The sequence below is a fragment of the Chitinophaga jiangningensis genome (assembly GCF_900142605.1).
In the GTDB taxonomy this organism is placed as follows: domain Bacteria; phylum Bacteroidota; class Bacteroidia; order Chitinophagales; family Chitinophagaceae; genus Chitinophaga; species Chitinophaga jiangningensis.
In genome coordinates this window covers 46,515-61,344 of sequence record NZ_FRBL01000007.1, presented here as the reverse complement: position 1 = coordinate 61,344, position 14,830 = coordinate 46,515, and the positions used below count along the sequence as shown (strand labels likewise).

General features: G+C 46.0%; 14 protein-coding genes and 1 tRNA gene. 4 read left to right on the top strand and 11 right to left on the bottom strand.

Annotation, left to right across the window (positions count from 1 at the left end; all coding sequences use genetic code 11):
• Positions 1–304 precede the first annotated feature (304 nt).
• Together BUB18_RS18440 and BUB18_RS18435 are read left to right on the top strand one after the other, a co-directional pair.
• On the top strand, positions 305–1,528 hold the full coding sequence (locus tag BUB18_RS18440) for an ROK family transcriptional regulator (RefSeq protein ID WP_073083962.1): 1,224 nt from the start codon (positions 305–307) through the stop codon (positions 1,526–1,528).
• A 63-nt stretch (positions 1,529–1,591) separates the two neighbouring features.
• Positions 1,592–2,005 (top strand): VOC family protein, encoded by a 414-nt coding sequence (locus tag BUB18_RS18435; RefSeq protein ID WP_073083961.1) that lies wholly within the window; start codon positions 1,592–1,594, stop codon positions 2,003–2,005.
• An 85-nt stretch (positions 2,006–2,090) separates the two neighbouring features.
• On the opposite strand, the gene BUB18_RS18430 is transcribed toward BUB18_RS18435, so the two are convergent.
• The 7 genes from BUB18_RS18430 to BUB18_RS18400 form a co-directional block, all read right to left on the bottom strand.
• On the bottom strand, positions 2,091–2,672 hold the full coding sequence (locus BUB18_RS18430) for a YdeI/OmpD-associated family protein (RefSeq protein ID WP_073083959.1): 582 nt from the start codon (positions 2,670–2,672) through the stop codon (positions 2,091–2,093).
• Between the two features lie 183 nt (positions 2,673–2,855).
• A tRNA-Ala gene (locus BUB18_RS18425) sits at positions 2,856–2,928 on the bottom strand.
• A gap of 65 nt (positions 2,929–2,993) precedes the next feature.
• Positions 2,994–3,413 carry a response regulator gene (locus BUB18_RS18420; protein ID WP_073083958.1) on the bottom strand — a complete coding sequence of 140 codons (420 nt, stop codon included), beginning with the start codon at positions 3,411–3,413 and terminating at the stop codon, positions 2,994–2,996.
• Positions 3,397–4,494 carry a sensor histidine kinase gene (locus BUB18_RS18415; RefSeq protein ID WP_073083956.1) on the bottom strand — a complete coding sequence of 366 codons (1,098 nt, stop codon included), beginning with the start codon at positions 4,492–4,494 and terminating at the stop codon, positions 3,397–3,399. Before BUB18_RS18415 ends, BUB18_RS18420 begins: the two co-directional genes overlap by 17 nt.
• 18 nt (positions 4,495–4,512) lie before the next feature.
• Positions 4,513–6,684 (bottom strand): sensor histidine kinase, encoded by a 2,172-nt coding sequence (locus BUB18_RS18410; protein WP_073083954.1) that lies wholly within the window; start codon positions 6,682–6,684, stop codon positions 4,513–4,515.
• A gap of 11 nt (positions 6,685–6,695) precedes the next feature.
• Positions 6,696–7,814 (bottom strand): ThiF family adenylyltransferase, encoded by a 1,119-nt coding sequence (locus BUB18_RS18405; RefSeq protein ID WP_083550262.1) that lies wholly within the window; start codon positions 7,812–7,814, stop codon positions 6,696–6,698.
• A 17-nt stretch (positions 7,815–7,831) separates the two neighbouring features.
• The gene (locus BUB18_RS18400; protein WP_073083952.1) at positions 7,832–8,554 is read right to left on the bottom strand and encodes a hypothetical protein; all 723 of its coding nucleotides are present in this window, start codon (positions 8,552–8,554) and stop codon (positions 7,832–7,834) included.
• Between the two features lie 502 nt (positions 8,555–9,056).
• On the opposite strand from BUB18_RS18400, the gene BUB18_RS18395 reads away from it, so the two are divergent.
• Positions 9,057–9,794, top strand: coding sequence for a superoxide dismutase (locus BUB18_RS18395; protein ID WP_083550259.1), 738 nt, complete (start codon positions 9,057–9,059; stop codon positions 9,792–9,794).
• Positions 9,795–9,896: 102 nt separating this feature from the next.
• Here BUB18_RS18395 and BUB18_RS18390 read toward each other — a convergent pair whose 3' ends face one another.
• Genes BUB18_RS18390 through BUB18_RS18380 form a run of 3 tightly spaced genes read right to left on the bottom strand, consistent with a single transcriptional unit; the run spans position 9,897 to position 13,670 of the window.
• Complete coding sequence (locus BUB18_RS18390; RefSeq protein WP_073083951.1) at positions 9,897–11,525, bottom strand: ArnT family glycosyltransferase; 1,629 nt, start codon at positions 11,523–11,525, stop codon at positions 9,897–9,899.
• A 19-nt stretch (positions 11,526–11,544) separates the two neighbouring features.
• A complete protein-coding gene (locus BUB18_RS18385) occupies positions 11,545–12,219 on the bottom strand; it encodes a phosphatase PAP2 family protein (RefSeq protein ID WP_073083949.1) in 675 nt (224 codons plus the stop codon).
• Positions 12,220–12,230: 11 nt separating this feature from the next.
• Complete coding sequence (locus BUB18_RS18380; protein ID WP_073083947.1) at positions 12,231–13,670, bottom strand: LptF/LptG family permease; 1,440 nt, start codon at positions 13,668–13,670, stop codon at positions 12,231–12,233.
• Positions 13,671–13,751: 81 nt separating this feature from the next.
• Between BUB18_RS18380 and BUB18_RS18375 the strand changes: the two genes are divergently transcribed.
• Positions 13,752–14,366: a hypothetical protein gene (locus tag BUB18_RS18375; protein WP_073083945.1), complete on the top strand. Its 615-nt coding sequence runs from the start codon at positions 13,752–13,754 to the stop codon at positions 14,364–14,366.
• On the opposite strand, the gene BUB18_RS18370 is transcribed toward BUB18_RS18375, so the two are convergent.
• Positions 14,363–14,743: an START-like domain-containing protein gene (locus BUB18_RS18370; protein WP_073083943.1), complete on the bottom strand. Its 381-nt coding sequence runs from the start codon at positions 14,741–14,743 to the stop codon at positions 14,363–14,365. The two genes, BUB18_RS18375 and BUB18_RS18370, sit on opposite strands and share 4 nt — an antisense overlap.
• Positions 14,744–14,830 lie beyond the last annotated feature (87 nt).

Below are 14,830 nucleotides of genomic sequence, written 5' to 3'. Positions count from 1 at the left end.
GACCCGTATTATGCCTTTTTAGTGATTTGATTTTCTATAGAGATAGCAACCCAATTCCGCTATAAATCTACAGTTGTTGGCTGTCATGTACCGTGGAAAAGTATCCATGCGCCTTTCCAATCGTTATTGCCATAACCAGAGAAATTAAAAAGCTATGAAAACTATCAGAAAATAATTACTTTCTATGCCAGTATTAGGAAATTAAGTAGACAGGAAGCAAGCAATCAGATATTTTATTATTTAGTGATATAAACCCTGCAGCTAACAGTTGGAGTATAAAACGACCAAAAGCATCACACCGGTTATGGCCAAAACATTTTTTGAAGAGCTGAACAGCAACCATGTAACTGGGGTTGCATACAAAAATATCAACCTGAAAAAGGCTGCCCTGGCCTATTTCGCTAATATCGGCAATGCCACCATCGCCGAGTTGTGCAAACAGCTGAACCTCAGTGCCCCTAAAGTCACCAACCTGCTGAACGACCTGATACAGGACGGGCTGGTGAAAGACTATGGGAAAATAGAATCTACCGGAGGTAGAAAACCAAACCTCTATGGCCTCGTGCCGGATTCCGCATTCTTTATAGGCGTAGACATCAAGCAGGACCATCTGAACCTTGGCTTATCGGACCTGCAGAAAAACCTCGTACATACTGTTGAAGGGGTGAACTTTAAGCTCGATAACAATAAAAATTCCCTGGAACAACTTTGTCAGCATATCAATGAGTTTATAACAGCTTTACCCGTTCCAAGAGAAAAAATCCTGGGAATCGGCATTAACCTGAGCGGCCGCATCAACTACACCACCGGCTTCAGCTATAGCTTTTTCTACTTCGATGAAGAGCCCCTGAGCAAAATCATCGAATCCAAAATCGGCATTCGCGTATTCCTTGAAAATGATAGTCGCGCCATGGCCTACGGCGAATTTTGCTCCGACTCGGTTCATGGCGAGAAGAACGTGCTTTTCCTAAACCTGGACTATGGCATTGGTATGGGCGTACTGATTGACGGAAAGCTGTACTACGGTAAATCCGGCTATTCCGGTGAGTTTGGGCATATCCCGTTATTCGATAACGAAATCATTTGCCATTGTGGCAAGAAAGGTTGCCTCGAAACAGAAGCCAGTGGATGGGCCCTGGAACGTATGTTCAAACAGAAGCTGGCAGAAGGTTCCTCCTCATTGCTTAGTCGCCGAAATATTTCCAATGCCGACATAACATTACCCGATATTATCGACGCTGCTACTCATGATGACGTGTTGGCTATTGAGCTGATAGCGAGGATAGGGGAAAACCTCGGGCGAGGCCTGGCGATACTCAATAACATTTTTAACCCGGAACTGGTGATCCTGGGCGGTAGCCTCGCTGCCACCGGCGACCTTATCCGTCTCCCTATAAAAAGTGCAATCAACAAGTACTCCCTCAGTTTGGTAAACAACGATACCAGGCTCAAAATTTCCAGGCTGGGAGAGAAGTCCGGCATTATTGGCGCCTGCCTGCTGGTACGTAATAAAGTATTGATTGGTTAACATCGCAGCACCATAAATTCTGTAACTTTAGGATTCCTACCTGTAATTCTAAAATACATTGTTATGTCTACACTAAACGCTTATCTGACCTTAAATGGTAACTGCGCTGAAGCCATGAACTTCTACAAAAGTGTAGTGGGCGGCGAATTGTTTTTAATGACGGTGAAAGACTCCCCCATGAAAGATGAAGTGCCGGAACAATTTCACAATGCGGTGATGCATGCTGCTTTGCGCAACGGGGATTTCAACCTGATGGCCAGCGACAGCATGCACCAGGGGCCTGTTAATTTTGGTAACAGCGTTAGCTTAACGCTCTCCTGCGGGGATGAGTCGGAAGCAGAAAAGTTTTTCAATGGGCTGTCGGCCGGAGGTAAAGTGGTGATGCCGTTGCAGGAAACGTTCTGGGCTAAACGCTTTGGAATGTTGACGGATAAATATGGCTTTCACTGGATGGTGAATGTGGAGAAACCCATGTAATTTTCGGCTATCTCAGCTTAGATCATGGGCTGGTAGCTTCACGATTAAGGCTTTCAGTCCACCGCAGGTGGACTGAAAGCCTTAATTATTTTCTATACTTTCTGAACATATCAATTTTCCTTTCTTCCGCGCTCGCTTCAATGGCTTCATTTAGCCGCTTGAGTTTTGTTGCCGGCTGTTTGGCACTTACAATCAGCCAGATGATTGTCTTCTGATAGGAAGGCGCCTGCGCCGTAAAGTATTTCCAGGCAGCCTTATTGGCCTTAAACAATCTTTCGCTCTCTTTATCCAGCGTTACAGCCTCCTTTTGTTCATGGGAGTATTTATTGGTTTTATCTTCTTTTCTTTTCTGGAAGATGGCATGGCCGGCAGGGTGCACGAGTCCTTTAGCGGTTAGATCTTCCATTTTCTTCAGGTTCACCGCACTCCAGATACTGCCTGCTTTCCTTGGCGTAAAACGGATCAGGTAACTTTCTTCATCAATGGATTTTCTTACACCGTCAATCCAGCCGAAACACAGCGCCTGGTCTACGGATTCAGGCCAGGTGATACTAGGCTTGCCGCTGCTGGTTTTGTAGAATCCTACAATGAGTTCAGTGGCGGTGTCATGATTTTTTTCCAGCCATTTGCGGAAGTCGGCTGCCTTGGTGAAGAAGGTGGGTTTCATGTGCAGTGATTATATTTACTATGAAAGATACTAAACACAATCAAAAAGCAAACAACAAACAACAAAACATAAGCCTTAGCTGCTTACCTGCTTTGCTGCTCTGCGAGCAAAAAAGACAAAACATCATCCTTTGCTTCTTTTGTGAGCAAAAAAAAAAGGTCCGGAAATTTCCGAACCTTTTTGTGGAGGATACCGGGATCGAACCGGTCACCTCAAACATGCCATGCTTGCGCTCTACCAGATGAGCTAATCCCCCATTGCAAAGTTTTTTATCCCCTTGCGGGATGCAAAAATATATAATTCCCTTGAAATCCAAAATTTTTATACAAAATCTTTGAAAATTCCTTCCACTGCATCGCGGAGTTCCTTCATCAGTAAGGGTTTGCGCAATAATTTTGTGACCAGTGGATTGGCATTTGAGCGGGTAATATCGCTATAATCAAGTGTGGAAGATACCATGATGATATGGCACTGCGACTTTATTTTTTGCGGATAGGCGTCAAAGGCCTGGAGAAATTCAAAGCCATCCATCTCGGGCATTTGAATATCCAGCAGGATGATGGTAGGAGGGATGCGCGGTAGGGAAATGTTACTGGACAGGAATTCCAGCGCCTTGTTCGCGTTCAGAAACGACAACACAGTTCTGCTGATCTGTTGCAACGTGATAAGCTTTTCGTGCAACAACAGATCGATTTCATTATCATCAATCAATATGACTCTCAGATCAGGTATCGAATTCATTTCTGTTCGGAATGGTAATTTCAAATTGAGTGCCTTCGCCGTATTTAGACTCGACGTTAATCGTACCGCCGATTTTATTCAATGCCTCTTTCACTATGTATAATCCGATTCCACTGCCAGGCTTATTGTTATTCTTGGAGCGGAAGAACATTTTGAAGATGTTGTTCAGATGTTCGCTGAGTATGCCTATACCATTGTCGCGGATCCATAAGGTAGCCTTGTGTGGTTCTACTTTAACGGACAGATGTACCATTGGGTGGGCCTCTTCCGGCTTTTGATATTTAACAGCATTGGAAATGAGATTGTTCAATATAACGCTGATTCGGAAGGTATCGCCCCGGAAGTCTATCTCCTGCTCTACCTGCGTCTGAAAACGTATATCCGTGTTCTGCGGTTGGAAAACGGTGATACAGTCGTTCAGCAGGTTATTGAAGTCGATTTTCTCATATTCAATTTCCAGCCGGGAATTACGGTAATACTCAATGATCTTCTGAATAAAGCCATCCAGCTTCAATACACAGCTTTCCACCATGTTCAGATAGCCGTTAGGGTCAGTCACGCTGTTATCCAGCCGCGACAGGTTAATAATCCCCAATACCGACATCAGCGGGGAACGGAGGTCATGGGAAGTGGAGTAGATAAAGCGGTTCAGCTCATCATTGGTTTTCTCCAGCTCCACAATCTTTTCCTTCAGCTGTCGCCTGGTGGAATAAATCTCGTACGCATTGTTGATGGTCCGGTGCAGCTCATGCTCATCCCACGGTTTTTTAACATAGGAGAAGATATGGCCTTTGTTGATCGCGTCAATGATATCGTCCACGTCCGTATAGCCCGTCAGGAGTATGCGGATAGGGTCCGGCAGCACATCCTTGATTTCATTGAAGAACTCCACCCCGGTGGATACAGGCATTTTCTGATCGGCAATAATGATATGCACCATTATCTCCTTCAGCAACTGCTTACCTTCCTGGGCCGAGGTAGCGGTATAGATTTCATAACTCCTGCGGAAGCTTGCCTTGAACGCATTCAGGTTATGGATCTCATCATCAATATAAAGTATTCTGATTCGGTTCTCTTTCATCTGGTAGTTATGGTTAAGCTACAGGTGACTGGAAAGGTCGAGAGGTAAATATATAATAAATTCGGCTCCTTCACCAGGCGCCGAGTTTACAATTATCTTGCCCCGGTGCTTCTCAATGATGCTGAATACGATAGAAAGTCCCAGACCGGTACCTTCTCCCACATCTTTGGTAGTGAAAAACGGATCGAAAATTTTCTCTTTCACCTCGGCGGACATTCCAATACCTGTATCACGGATAGTAATTACAACAAATTCTCCTTCCTGGCGGGTAGCAATCGTAATAGACTCCTGCCCATGCTCTTTCTTGCTCTTGATTGCATTCAGGGAATTACTCAGGATATTCATAAATACCTGGTTCACCTTACCTGCATAACATTCAATTTTGGGCAATTCACTGTATTCCTTGATGATGTTAACATTTGAGGGAATACCATTTCTCAGCAGCACTAACGTGGAATCCAGCCCTTCGTGGATGTCAATGGATTTTACATCACTCTCATCCAGGCGACTGAAGGTACGCAATCCCTTCACAATTTCTGCCGTTCTGGCTGCACCATCTTCGATACCTTTTATCAGCGAGGATATTTCTTCGTGGATGTAATCTATGTCAATTTCACGCTTAAACTGCTCAATGCTGGCCAGCTCCTGCTGTACATTTTCACTGCCCTTTAACTGGGCATACCGGTTTAACAGTTCCTGCAGGTCCGCAATATCCAGCTTCAGCGGTTTGATATTTGAAGTTACAAAATTGATCGGGTTGTTGATTTCATGGGCTATACCTGCCGTCAGCTGACCAAGGGACGCCATCTTCTCCTTCTCCACCAGCCTGGTCTGCGTGTCTTTCAGGTTGGTCAGGGCCACATTCAGGTCCTTATTACTGTTTTGCAACTCCTCCGTTCTCTCCTGTACTTTGGCCTCCAGGATAATATTTTGCTCTCTTACCAGTTGCTCATTTTCCTTGGAAATCTGGAGCGCAAGTGCCTGGGAGGCTTCTTTCTCGGCCTTGAAGGTATTAATTTTATCGGCCAGTGCAAACGACAGTAACACTACCTCCATCCCCGAGCCGATCACAAGAATATGACTCGTAAAAATATTGTAAGGAATAATGCCTATATCTTTCAATACAAAGGTGATCACCGCCAGGATGAAGATCGTCCATGCAAAAACGAATATCCTGGCTGGTTTCGACTGCCGGAAGGCCTGCGATATAGCAAACAGCAGGATAAAGCTAACCCCGGTGATGGCCAGAAAATCGATCATCGCATAGGCGATCGAATAATATCCCAACACACTGAGTACTAACGTACTGGAATACACGATAATGAACAGCGTAAATATCCGGTAGGCCCACGGCGCCTTTTCCTTCACATGGAGGAAGTTCTGGACAAAGAGCAGCACCGCAATGCCTGACAGGGCGCCCGCCCAGTTTACGCTCTGCTCCGTTATAAACAGGTTATCATGCCAGAAGAAACGGTACCCAAATCCATGTATGATCATCTGGGTAAGGCCTACAAACAGGATGTACAATATGTAATAGAAATAACTCCAGTCTCTTACTGAAAAGAAAATAAAGGTATTATAGAACACCATTACGAGGATGATTCCTATGTACAGGGAGAGCAGGAGGTCATCGTTGTAAAGCTTATTGTAAATTTCCCGGCTTGTACCTATGTAAATGGGCACCAGTATGGTTTCCCGGCTTTGTATACGCAGGTAAAAAGTTTGGGACGTGGTATTCGGAATATTGATATTGTAAATGAAGTTCTGGTGGATAACAGGCCGGGACTTAAATGGCCGGAGTTCACCTCCCGGAATCATCTGGTAACGGCCATCGGCGTCGGGGTAGTAGAGGTCGATCAGGTCCAGGATGGGGTAGGTGACGTTGAACATCAGGTCGTTTTCACCGGAAGTATTCTGGATGGTAAACCGCAGCCATATGGCGTCTTTGGTAAGACCGAAATTGGGGATTTGCTTTTTTAGCTTTTCGAAGCTGGTGCTGTGCAGCGCATCTTTAAACTGCATTTTCCCCGAGGGGTCCAGCAAAAACTCCAGCTGGCCGTATTCTGCCAGCTGAAGCGGAAAGTTTTTAGATATGTGAATAGTATCTGCCCAAGCTGGTAAACGGAATAGCGTTACTAACAGTAACAGGCATACGAATTTTGAATATACCGGTTGGATCAGATGTCGCATTTAGATGGAGGTCACTTTATTTGTTTGAAAATTTGTTCCAGGTCTACGTAATATCTGCCTGACTCAATATTCCCACCCAGGCTGAGCTCCCGGCAAATATGCCCGATAGCGGCCCCGCCCAGCATAACTGCTGATGCCAGCTGTGGCCAGGTGGTAATTGTTTTCCCTATTTCCTGCAATGAGTACTGCATTTTCGAGGATAATGAGCTGAAGTCGACGATACTATCTACCAGTGCCATTCTGGCTGGTCCCTGCATACTACGTACAGCCGCCGGGGTAAGCGTTTCTGGCACTCTTCCATGCAATATAGGTAAATCAGGCTGCACATCAAACCTTTCGACGTCAACCATTCCCCGGTCGCTGGTATCCATCAGTACAGGGATGCCTAAACTGCGGGCATGCTGGCGCGCCAGTATTTTCACATCCAGCCCGTCACATTCCTCTACCAGGATATCCAGTTTACCACCTTCGGTGAGAAATTGGTGTATATTATCGTCGGTGATGCCTTCATCATAACAGACTACCGGCAGAAAAGGATCAATTTCAGCAATTTCCCTGGCTACCAGTACAGTTTTCAGGACGCCTATGTTATGAACTCCCGTGCGGATACGGTTCATATTGCTGAGGTCCAGCCTATCGAAATCGGCTATACGCAGTTCCCCACAAAGCCGCTCTATGGCCAGTGCCAGTGCTACGGACTGTCCTACGGACAAGCCGATCACCCCGATTTTCTTTTTGCTGAGCAGATCACGCTGCTCAGTGGTAATTTTTTGCTGGTTTCTGCTGGTACGGAGTTCTATGAATTCGGCTTCATCCAGCAGGTGCACCACTTTGGCTGACCAGGGATAATATACCCATACCCCATACGCTTCTGGTGCTTTATTCTCCAAATGGGCGGATGCAAGTTCCTGCAGTTGTGCGTCAGTAAGTCGTTCGGATGGATGACGAAGTTTCATCAGCTCAGTCAGCTGGGCCTGCAATTCGTCGAACACGCTGATGGCCGGATGTTGTTGTAATAGGGTAGCCAGTGCTGAGGCCTGACCGGGGTCTTGCAAGCGGTAAAAGGTTACGTTCCTGTCCTGATGTTGGTTCCTGCCTGCTGCTATTGCCTTAGCTAATGTTGTATTCATTTCTCTGGTGTTTTATGCTATCGGACCATCGGCAAGTCACTGGTTGCGGCCGACATGATGCGCAGATCATAGTCCACCTGCATTTCGCCTTTGGGTCCTTTCTCTATAATCGTCTGTACCGGGTTGTACCGCAGACTCAACATCCGCTCTCTGTCTTCCGGATGCGCACTTTTCAGTTCCAGCGGATCTTTGAGGATAAGTGCAGTAGCGATGAGGTCTTCTTTGGGATAATAAAACGTGCCCTGGTTCCCGATGTTGGTCATGATCTGGTAGCCGGTGCGGATACTGTTTCGGAAAGTTGTCTGGGCGCAAAACCCAAGGAAAGTGGTTACAGGTAACTGGTTTAATACAGCATTGACTACACGGAAAAGGACAATGCTGCCTATTCCCCAGCCTGCTACCTCCCGGGAGTTCCAGAGCCCGCAGAATTCGCCGGTGCCGCCGTCTGCCGCCAGTTCCTTTACAATATCGAATATTCTTGGATCCATGGTGTTGATGGCCGTTTCAATGGGTAGCGGAACGGATCCGCCTGCCAGCTGAATGCGGCAACCACCATACATTTTGGTGTAGTCATCGTTGCTAACGGTTATAATGTAAGTATGAGGCTCGTACATCCAGTCTACGTTGGCAGAAGTTACTTTGGTAACGCCATACGCTTCCAGTACTTTCCGATGCCCTGCAATGTATTGCAGGCATTCTTCCGGATACTCTATCGCCTTGAATACTCTAACCTTAAGCATGTAACTGGTATGCTTTATAAATAATTTATAACCTTAATTAACCGGGATTGGTCATGCTGCTCGAACAAAACCGGAATAGTTTTTATAATGACAGTTTTCCACTGATATTGGTCATACTAACAACAGTCCGCACCAGCACAGGGTTTGCGCTTTACGTTTTTTGTTGGTCATAGTAGCAAGGGTTGCAATTCTATCTCCGCAGTTAGCAGCGCCCGGGATAAACAGTTTCATTAGCTGAAAAAGATTAAAATCAACTCATCTTCACATGAAGGTAATGGTAAAATAGTATTATTTCCAGAATTATCCATAAAGTCAACCCGTATTTTTCACGCTTTAAACAGGTAAAATCACCTGGGGCGCTGGTTCTCAACAAAATAGGGCGGGGGAAATATTTTAAGGAAATTGTAAATGTAACAGGCTGGTGCAAAATTTGATAAATTTTTTTACTGGCTAACAATTAGATTTGTATGCCCATCAGTTAAAACAAATTCAATCTTTTCATATGAACAAAAGAGAATTTATCAAGCTTACCGGCCTCGCCGGCGCCGCAGTATTAAGCGGCCCGCTTTCTGGTCTGGCTAACACGTCAGCTACCGTGAAAACCAATTTAGACGATCCAAAGGCTCCCTTCACCCTCCCGCCACTGCCTTACGGCTACGACGCGCTGGAACCTAATATCGACAAGCAGACAATGGAAATCCACCACGATAAGCACCACGGGGCTTATGTGAAAAATCTCAATGATGCCATTGCCAACACACCATACGCTTCCCTTACCCTGGAGCAAATCCTGAAAAAAGTAACTGCCGCACCAACGGATAAGGCTATACGAAATAATGCCGGCGGTCACTATAACCACAGCCTCTTCTGGACCCTGCTTTCTTCACAAAAAACCACGCCTTCTGATAAGCTGAAAGCTGCTGTATCAAAGGATTTTGGTTCATGGGAAGCGTTCCAGCAAAAGTTCAACGATGCTGCTAAAACAGTATTCGGCTCAGGCTGGGCATGGCTTATCGTTACACCAGGAAAAAAACTGGCGGTAATCAACACTCCTAACCAGGATAATCCCCTGATGACTAACCTGGTGAAAGAGCAGGGCACGCCTATCCTCGCGCTGGACGTGTGGGAACACGCCTACTACCTGAAGTATCAGAACAAACGTCCTGACTATATCAACGCATTCTGGAATGTAATTAACTGGAATGAAGTAGAGAAGAGATATAAAGCTGCTACTGCATAATAGCAGTGAAATTGAATGATTATCCGTTATAACACGGCCGCCTCAGGCGGCCGTGTTATAACGGATTTTTTTGTCAGCTATGTCGACAAAAAGATCCGTTGCTTATTTACGTTTGAAAAACACAAACCCATTCTTTTCTCCGATCACCTCCAGGTTAGGATGCTGCCGGTAGGGTTCCGAATCTGTAATCCGGCAGATGAAGTAAGCAGGCTTATCAATCTGCCCGTTCAGTAACCACTCGGTGTTGTAGTAATTCTTATTGCTATGCGGCATTTCACGGGAATAGTAATGTTGCGCATAACTATGGTAGCTCAGGGCTTTTACATATACATCCCTGCCCTGAAATGATTCAAAAAATTCAATGGCTGCACGCTGCGAATAAGCCTCTACCTTCGGCACAAAATGCACCACCGTTACCTGTATAGCGAGGATAGTACTCAAAAACAGCATGATTAACCCGGACTGCATTTTCTTCTTTGCCAGCAAAACACCACTGATAATTACCAGTAAGGCGTAGCCCAGGCCATAACCCGCTTCGGCAACTGACCAGGGTACATCGGCCTGCAGATTAGCTACCGCAAACTGATCGTGTATATAAGGTATGAGCTGATCCTTGTATACGCCTACCAGCGGTAATGCGCCAATCGCTATCCCCAGCACCACACCGATGAACAGCAGCAGTGTGAGGTTCCACCAGCGCAACGTGCTCTTGCCTTCTGCCAGGCGGTATACCTGCACGGCCGCCAGGAAAGTCAGCGGGAAATAGCAGAGGGAAGAGTAATGCACAATCTTTGTTTTTACTACTGAGAAGAGAATCAATACTACCCAGAACAGCACCCACATCCACTTGGTGAAGTCTTTCAGCTCAAAGGACACAGAGGTGGCCGTGTAGATCGATTTCTTGCGGCTGCGCTGCTGGTAATTGAAGAGGAAAACACTTGCCGGGAAACAGCCCACCAGCAACACAATCCAGTGATAGAAGAATGGCCCGCCATGACCGGCATCTTCGGTGGTGAGCAGGCGGATCTGATATCTCACAAACTCATTTACAAACCACCAGCCATGCATAAGGATTTCATAGCCAAACCACAGCAGGGTGGTAAAGCAGGCGAGCAAGGCGATAATCCCGATATGACTAAACTTAATGGCTATACGCCCTTTATTGGCAATCCAGTACACAATAAGTACCAGGATGGCCACCAGTATGGCTACAGGCCCTTTGGTAAGCACAGCCAGCCCCAGGAACAGGCCACTGAGCGCAGCGGTCGCAAAGGTTTTCTGCGTATAGGCGATACGGTAAGCGAAGTAAATAGCGAGGAAAATGAAGAGATTGAAAGTAGGGTCAATAATGCCCGACTTAAAATAAAAGTGAGGGAGCCAGGAGCCGGCATATACCAGTACCCACCAGAGGCCCAGTTTTGCATCCCCGTGCTTTTTGCCGATGGCATAAATCGACAGCAGGGTCACAATACCGATGATGGCATTGGGGAGCCTGGCTGCGAAATCGTTGACGCCAAAGAGCATCATACTGCCGGCCTGCATCCAGATGAATAAAGGCGGCTTTTCCCAGAACGGGCGGAAATCAATTTGAACTTGGCTGAAATTGTGCGTTACAATCATCTCCCTCGCGGCTTCGGCAAAATTTATCTCGTCCCAGTCGAAGAGATGTGCCTCTCCGAGGAACGGAATAAAGAGCAGCGCCGCAAACAGGGCAATCAACAGGTATCTCATTATAATAGTCTATGTTTTTCTATGCTGGTGCATTGGCGTTTAGCACAGCTTCCGGACAAAGTTCCGGTGCTGACGTGGTGTTTCGGAATTTGAATATAGCGAACACCGCAACTGCACTAAGGGTACCCACTATACTACCAACGTAAACATCCGCAAAAAAGTGCTGTGCGAGGTAGATTCTTGTGTAACCCGCTATAAATGCCAGTACTGCAAATCCAAATCCCCAGCGCTTTTCCGGCGAAATAAGGGACAGGAAACAAAACATGCAAAAGGCTCCGGCTGAATGACCGGAAGGAAAACTGTTGCTTCCGTGCACAGTCACCCATTTCACCGTGTGCACCAATACACAGGCCTCATCACCAAAATAGCTGACAGGGCGGGGTGCATTGAAATAATGTTTGGCTACCTGCACAATCAGCACGGCCAGCAGAAAGGATACCAGGCCCATAAAGAAAAGCCTGAATCGTTGCATGATCAGCATCATCAACAGCAAAAGGCTGAACATAATGCCATCTCCCAGGTAGGTTAGAATAGAAATCAGCATGTCAGCCCATTCGGAATGCACTCCGTTGATTCCAAGAAAGATCTCCCGTTGGCTGAAGCTGATTATTGTTATTCCCCCTATGACCAGCCATAGGAAGAACGGCAGAAAGAAGTAGGCATTCTTTCTGAACAGTGTAAACAGCGTTTTCACGTTTGTAGGTTTTAAGTTGTAGGTTGCTTCTTAAATCTTTGTAAGAACTTCTTTATCTTTTGATATATACGAAAATAGAATTCTTTATTGAAAAGCTGGGAATCATTCATGGCTTTATATATTAAAAAAGCCGCGATAGGCAACAGTACCATGTTTGAGAGCCACATACCTGACCAGGTTTCCATTACGCCACTTCTGGCCATCTTCTCCCCAACCATGAAAAACACGTTAAATATTACGAAAAAGATCACTGCAAATACCAGTGGTGTACCAAGGCCGCCCTTACGGATAATGGAGCCCAGTGGTGCCCCAATCAGGAACATCACAATACAGGCTGCCGCCAGTGTGAACTTACGCTGCCATTCCACTTTGTGCATCAGTACAGCGCCGTGTTTGCTTTCATAATCCTTTGCGGGTGTTTCGAGAGATGAAAGTGCTTCACGGCCCGTTTGCTCTGCTCTTTCCAGGATATTCCTGCGCTGGTCCTCAGGAATTACCTCCTCGTAATTCTTAACTTTTAATGGTGGAGCCTGGGCCAGCCACGCGCTGTCTTTCCATTTGGAAAACGTATACCGGCTGCTTACATACGCATGCACTGTTTTACCATAGCCGGATTCTACTTTCTTCAGGGAGTCGATGGCATAGTCGAGCTGCCGGATGTTCAGCATCTGCTGGTTGGAGGCAAACAGGTCCATGTTCAGGCGGTTGAAGGCAAAGGCGCTCAAGTCAAAAGCCTTACTGTATTTCTTGAAGCCGAGGCGGATCATATCCTGCGGAACGCTGAAACCGCGGTTACCTCTCTCTTCATATCTCCATCCGTTTTCGAGGATGAAGTACAGATAGCGCTTGTTGGCGGTGAGCACCATCTGGCCTTTTTCAGCCAGGATCACCTTATCGCCGCCACCACCGGAGGCATGATCAAAGATCATTACCTGGTGGATGGTCTGGTTGTCTTTATCTTTCTGGGCTACTTTGATGGTGTAGCCGGGAATATCTTTATAGAAAACGCCTGCTTTGATATTGAAGGCGGGTTTGGCATTGGTGATATCCCAGAGGAGGGATTTGGCCTGCAGATTGGCCACCGGAATAACGTAGTTGGCAAACAGGAAGGCCAGCACTGAAATGATAATGGCAATAAACAGGAGGGGGCGCATGAAGCGCAAAAGGGATATACCGGAGGATTTAATGGCTACGAGCTCAAAGCTTTCACCCAGGTTCCCGAAGGTCATGATGGAAGAGAGCAGTACGGCCAGGGGAAGTGCGAGGGTTACCAGTGTGGCACTGGTATAGGCGATCAGCTGAATGATAACGGTGGTGTCCAGGCCTTTACCTACCAGGTCGTCGATGTACTTCCAGAGAAATTGCATGATCAGTACAAACAAGGTCACGAAAAAAGTGGCAATGAATGGACCCAGAAATGTTTTTATAATGAGTTTGTCGAGTTTTTTCACTGATAATGCTATATTAAACCGTAAAGTTAGTACGAATTCACAAAGTGGCACCAACTGTCGCTGAAATTACCGTTAAATTATATGGAAAATTTTGAATTAACAGCAGCGGAAGCAGCTATTGCAGGTAGCCCGGATATAATATTATTAAAAAACAGGGTAATGGAGAAGGTGGTGGGACTACTGGGAGAGGTACATCGTGGACTGGAGGCGGCCGATAGTCATGTCCGTTTTCCGTTCCGGGAGGAGTGGCTGAAGCCTTCGGCGAAGATATCAAGAGGGGAGCAGTACCGTCAGTTACCATGGGTAATGCTGGATTTCCCCCGTTATTTTAGTGGTAAGGAGGCATTTGCATTTCGCACTATGTTCTGGTGGGGGCATTATTTTATCTGTACCCTTCACCTGGGAGGGAGTGTAAAAGCAGCGTTCAGGGATGCGCTGGTTGGCAGCCATGAAGCATTGGCCGGTAATGGTTTTCAGGTTTACCTGGGGGATGATCCCTGGGAACATGATTTTGAAGGAGGCAATTACAAGCCCATAGGAAGTATCAGTTTAGCAGACTGGAGTGTAGTTACGGATCGTTATGATTTCCTTAAAATAGCGAAGCCGTTTACGCTGTCGCAATGGGGTGAAGTAAAAAACGAAGTAGTGGCGGCTTATGCAACCCTGCTTGTATTACTTAACAGCAAAGCGGGTTAGTTTCCGATCCTGTGGAATAAATCCTTTACCTGGTATTCCCACAGCTGACTCTGATCTTTAATTTCTTTCTTTTCGGCGAAATCTTTTACGACAAGGATAGTTTCGTTGGTAACTTCTGAGATCTGTATCCTGAATTCGAAGTATTCATCTTTCGGGGCGTGTGTCCAATGCAATCGGATAAACTCGTCTTCTTCCTGTTCCAGCACTTCAGCTTCTTCTTCTGTACCATTCCAGGAGAAAGAGAATACATTATCTCGGAAATCAACTTTATCAGCGAACCATTCCTGTAAGCCGGCCGGCGTAGAAAGAAATTCGTATAATATACCGGGTGAGCATCTTACCGGGAATTCCAGCTCATATAGCACTTTCTTAGACATCTCTTCAATTAATTAGTAAATCAATATCATCAGTTTGCAATTATAGAAAATTATTTATTCTGTCAAAATAATTTACGGTTTTTTTTT

What these genes read in the sequence shown, in the direction of transcription:
- BUB18_RS18430 (WP_073083959.1), bottom strand. Translation starts at nt 2,672, where the DNA reads ATGAAACCCACCTTCTTCACCAAGGCAGCCGACTTCCGCAAATGGCTG.
- BUB18_RS18420 (WP_073083958.1), bottom strand. Translation starts at nt 3,413, where the DNA reads ATGAATTCGATACCTGATCTGAGAGTCATATTGATTGATGATAATGAA.
- BUB18_RS18395 (WP_083550259.1), top strand. Translation starts at nt 9,057, where the DNA reads ATGAACAAAAGAGAATTTATCAAGCTTACCGGCCTCGCCGGCGCCGCA.
- BUB18_RS18410 (WP_073083954.1), bottom strand. Translation starts at nt 6,684, where the DNA reads ATGCGACATCTGATCCAACCGGTATATTCAAAATTCGTATGCCTGTTA.
- BUB18_RS18405 (WP_083550262.1), bottom strand. Translation starts at nt 7,814, where the DNA reads ATGAATACAACATTAGCTAAGGCAATAGCAGCAGGCAGGAACCAACAT.
- BUB18_RS18440 (WP_073083962.1), top strand. Translation starts at nt 305, where the DNA reads ATGGCCAAAACATTTTTTGAAGAGCTGAACAGCAACCATGTAACTGGG.
- BUB18_RS18415 (WP_073083956.1), bottom strand. Translation starts at nt 4,494, where the DNA reads ATGAAAGAGAACCGAATCAGAATACTTTATATTGATGATGAGATCCAT.
- BUB18_RS18435 (WP_073083961.1), top strand. Translation starts at nt 1,592, where the DNA reads ATGTCTACACTAAACGCTTATCTGACCTTAAATGGTAACTGCGCTGAA.
- BUB18_RS18400 (WP_073083952.1), bottom strand. Translation starts at nt 8,554, where the DNA reads ATGCTTAAGGTTAGAGTATTCAAGGCGATAGAGTATCCGGAAGAATGC.
- BUB18_RS18375 (WP_073083945.1), top strand. Translation starts at nt 13,752, where the DNA reads ATGGAAAATTTTGAATTAACAGCAGCGGAAGCAGCTATTGCAGGTAGC.
- BUB18_RS18390 (WP_073083951.1), bottom strand. Translation starts at nt 11,525, where the DNA reads ATGAGATACCTGTTGATTGCCCTGTTTGCGGCGCTGCTCTTTATTCCG.
- BUB18_RS18370 (WP_073083943.1), bottom strand. Translation starts at nt 14,743, where the DNA reads ATGTCTAAGAAAGTGCTATATGAGCTGGAATTCCCGGTAAGATGCTCA.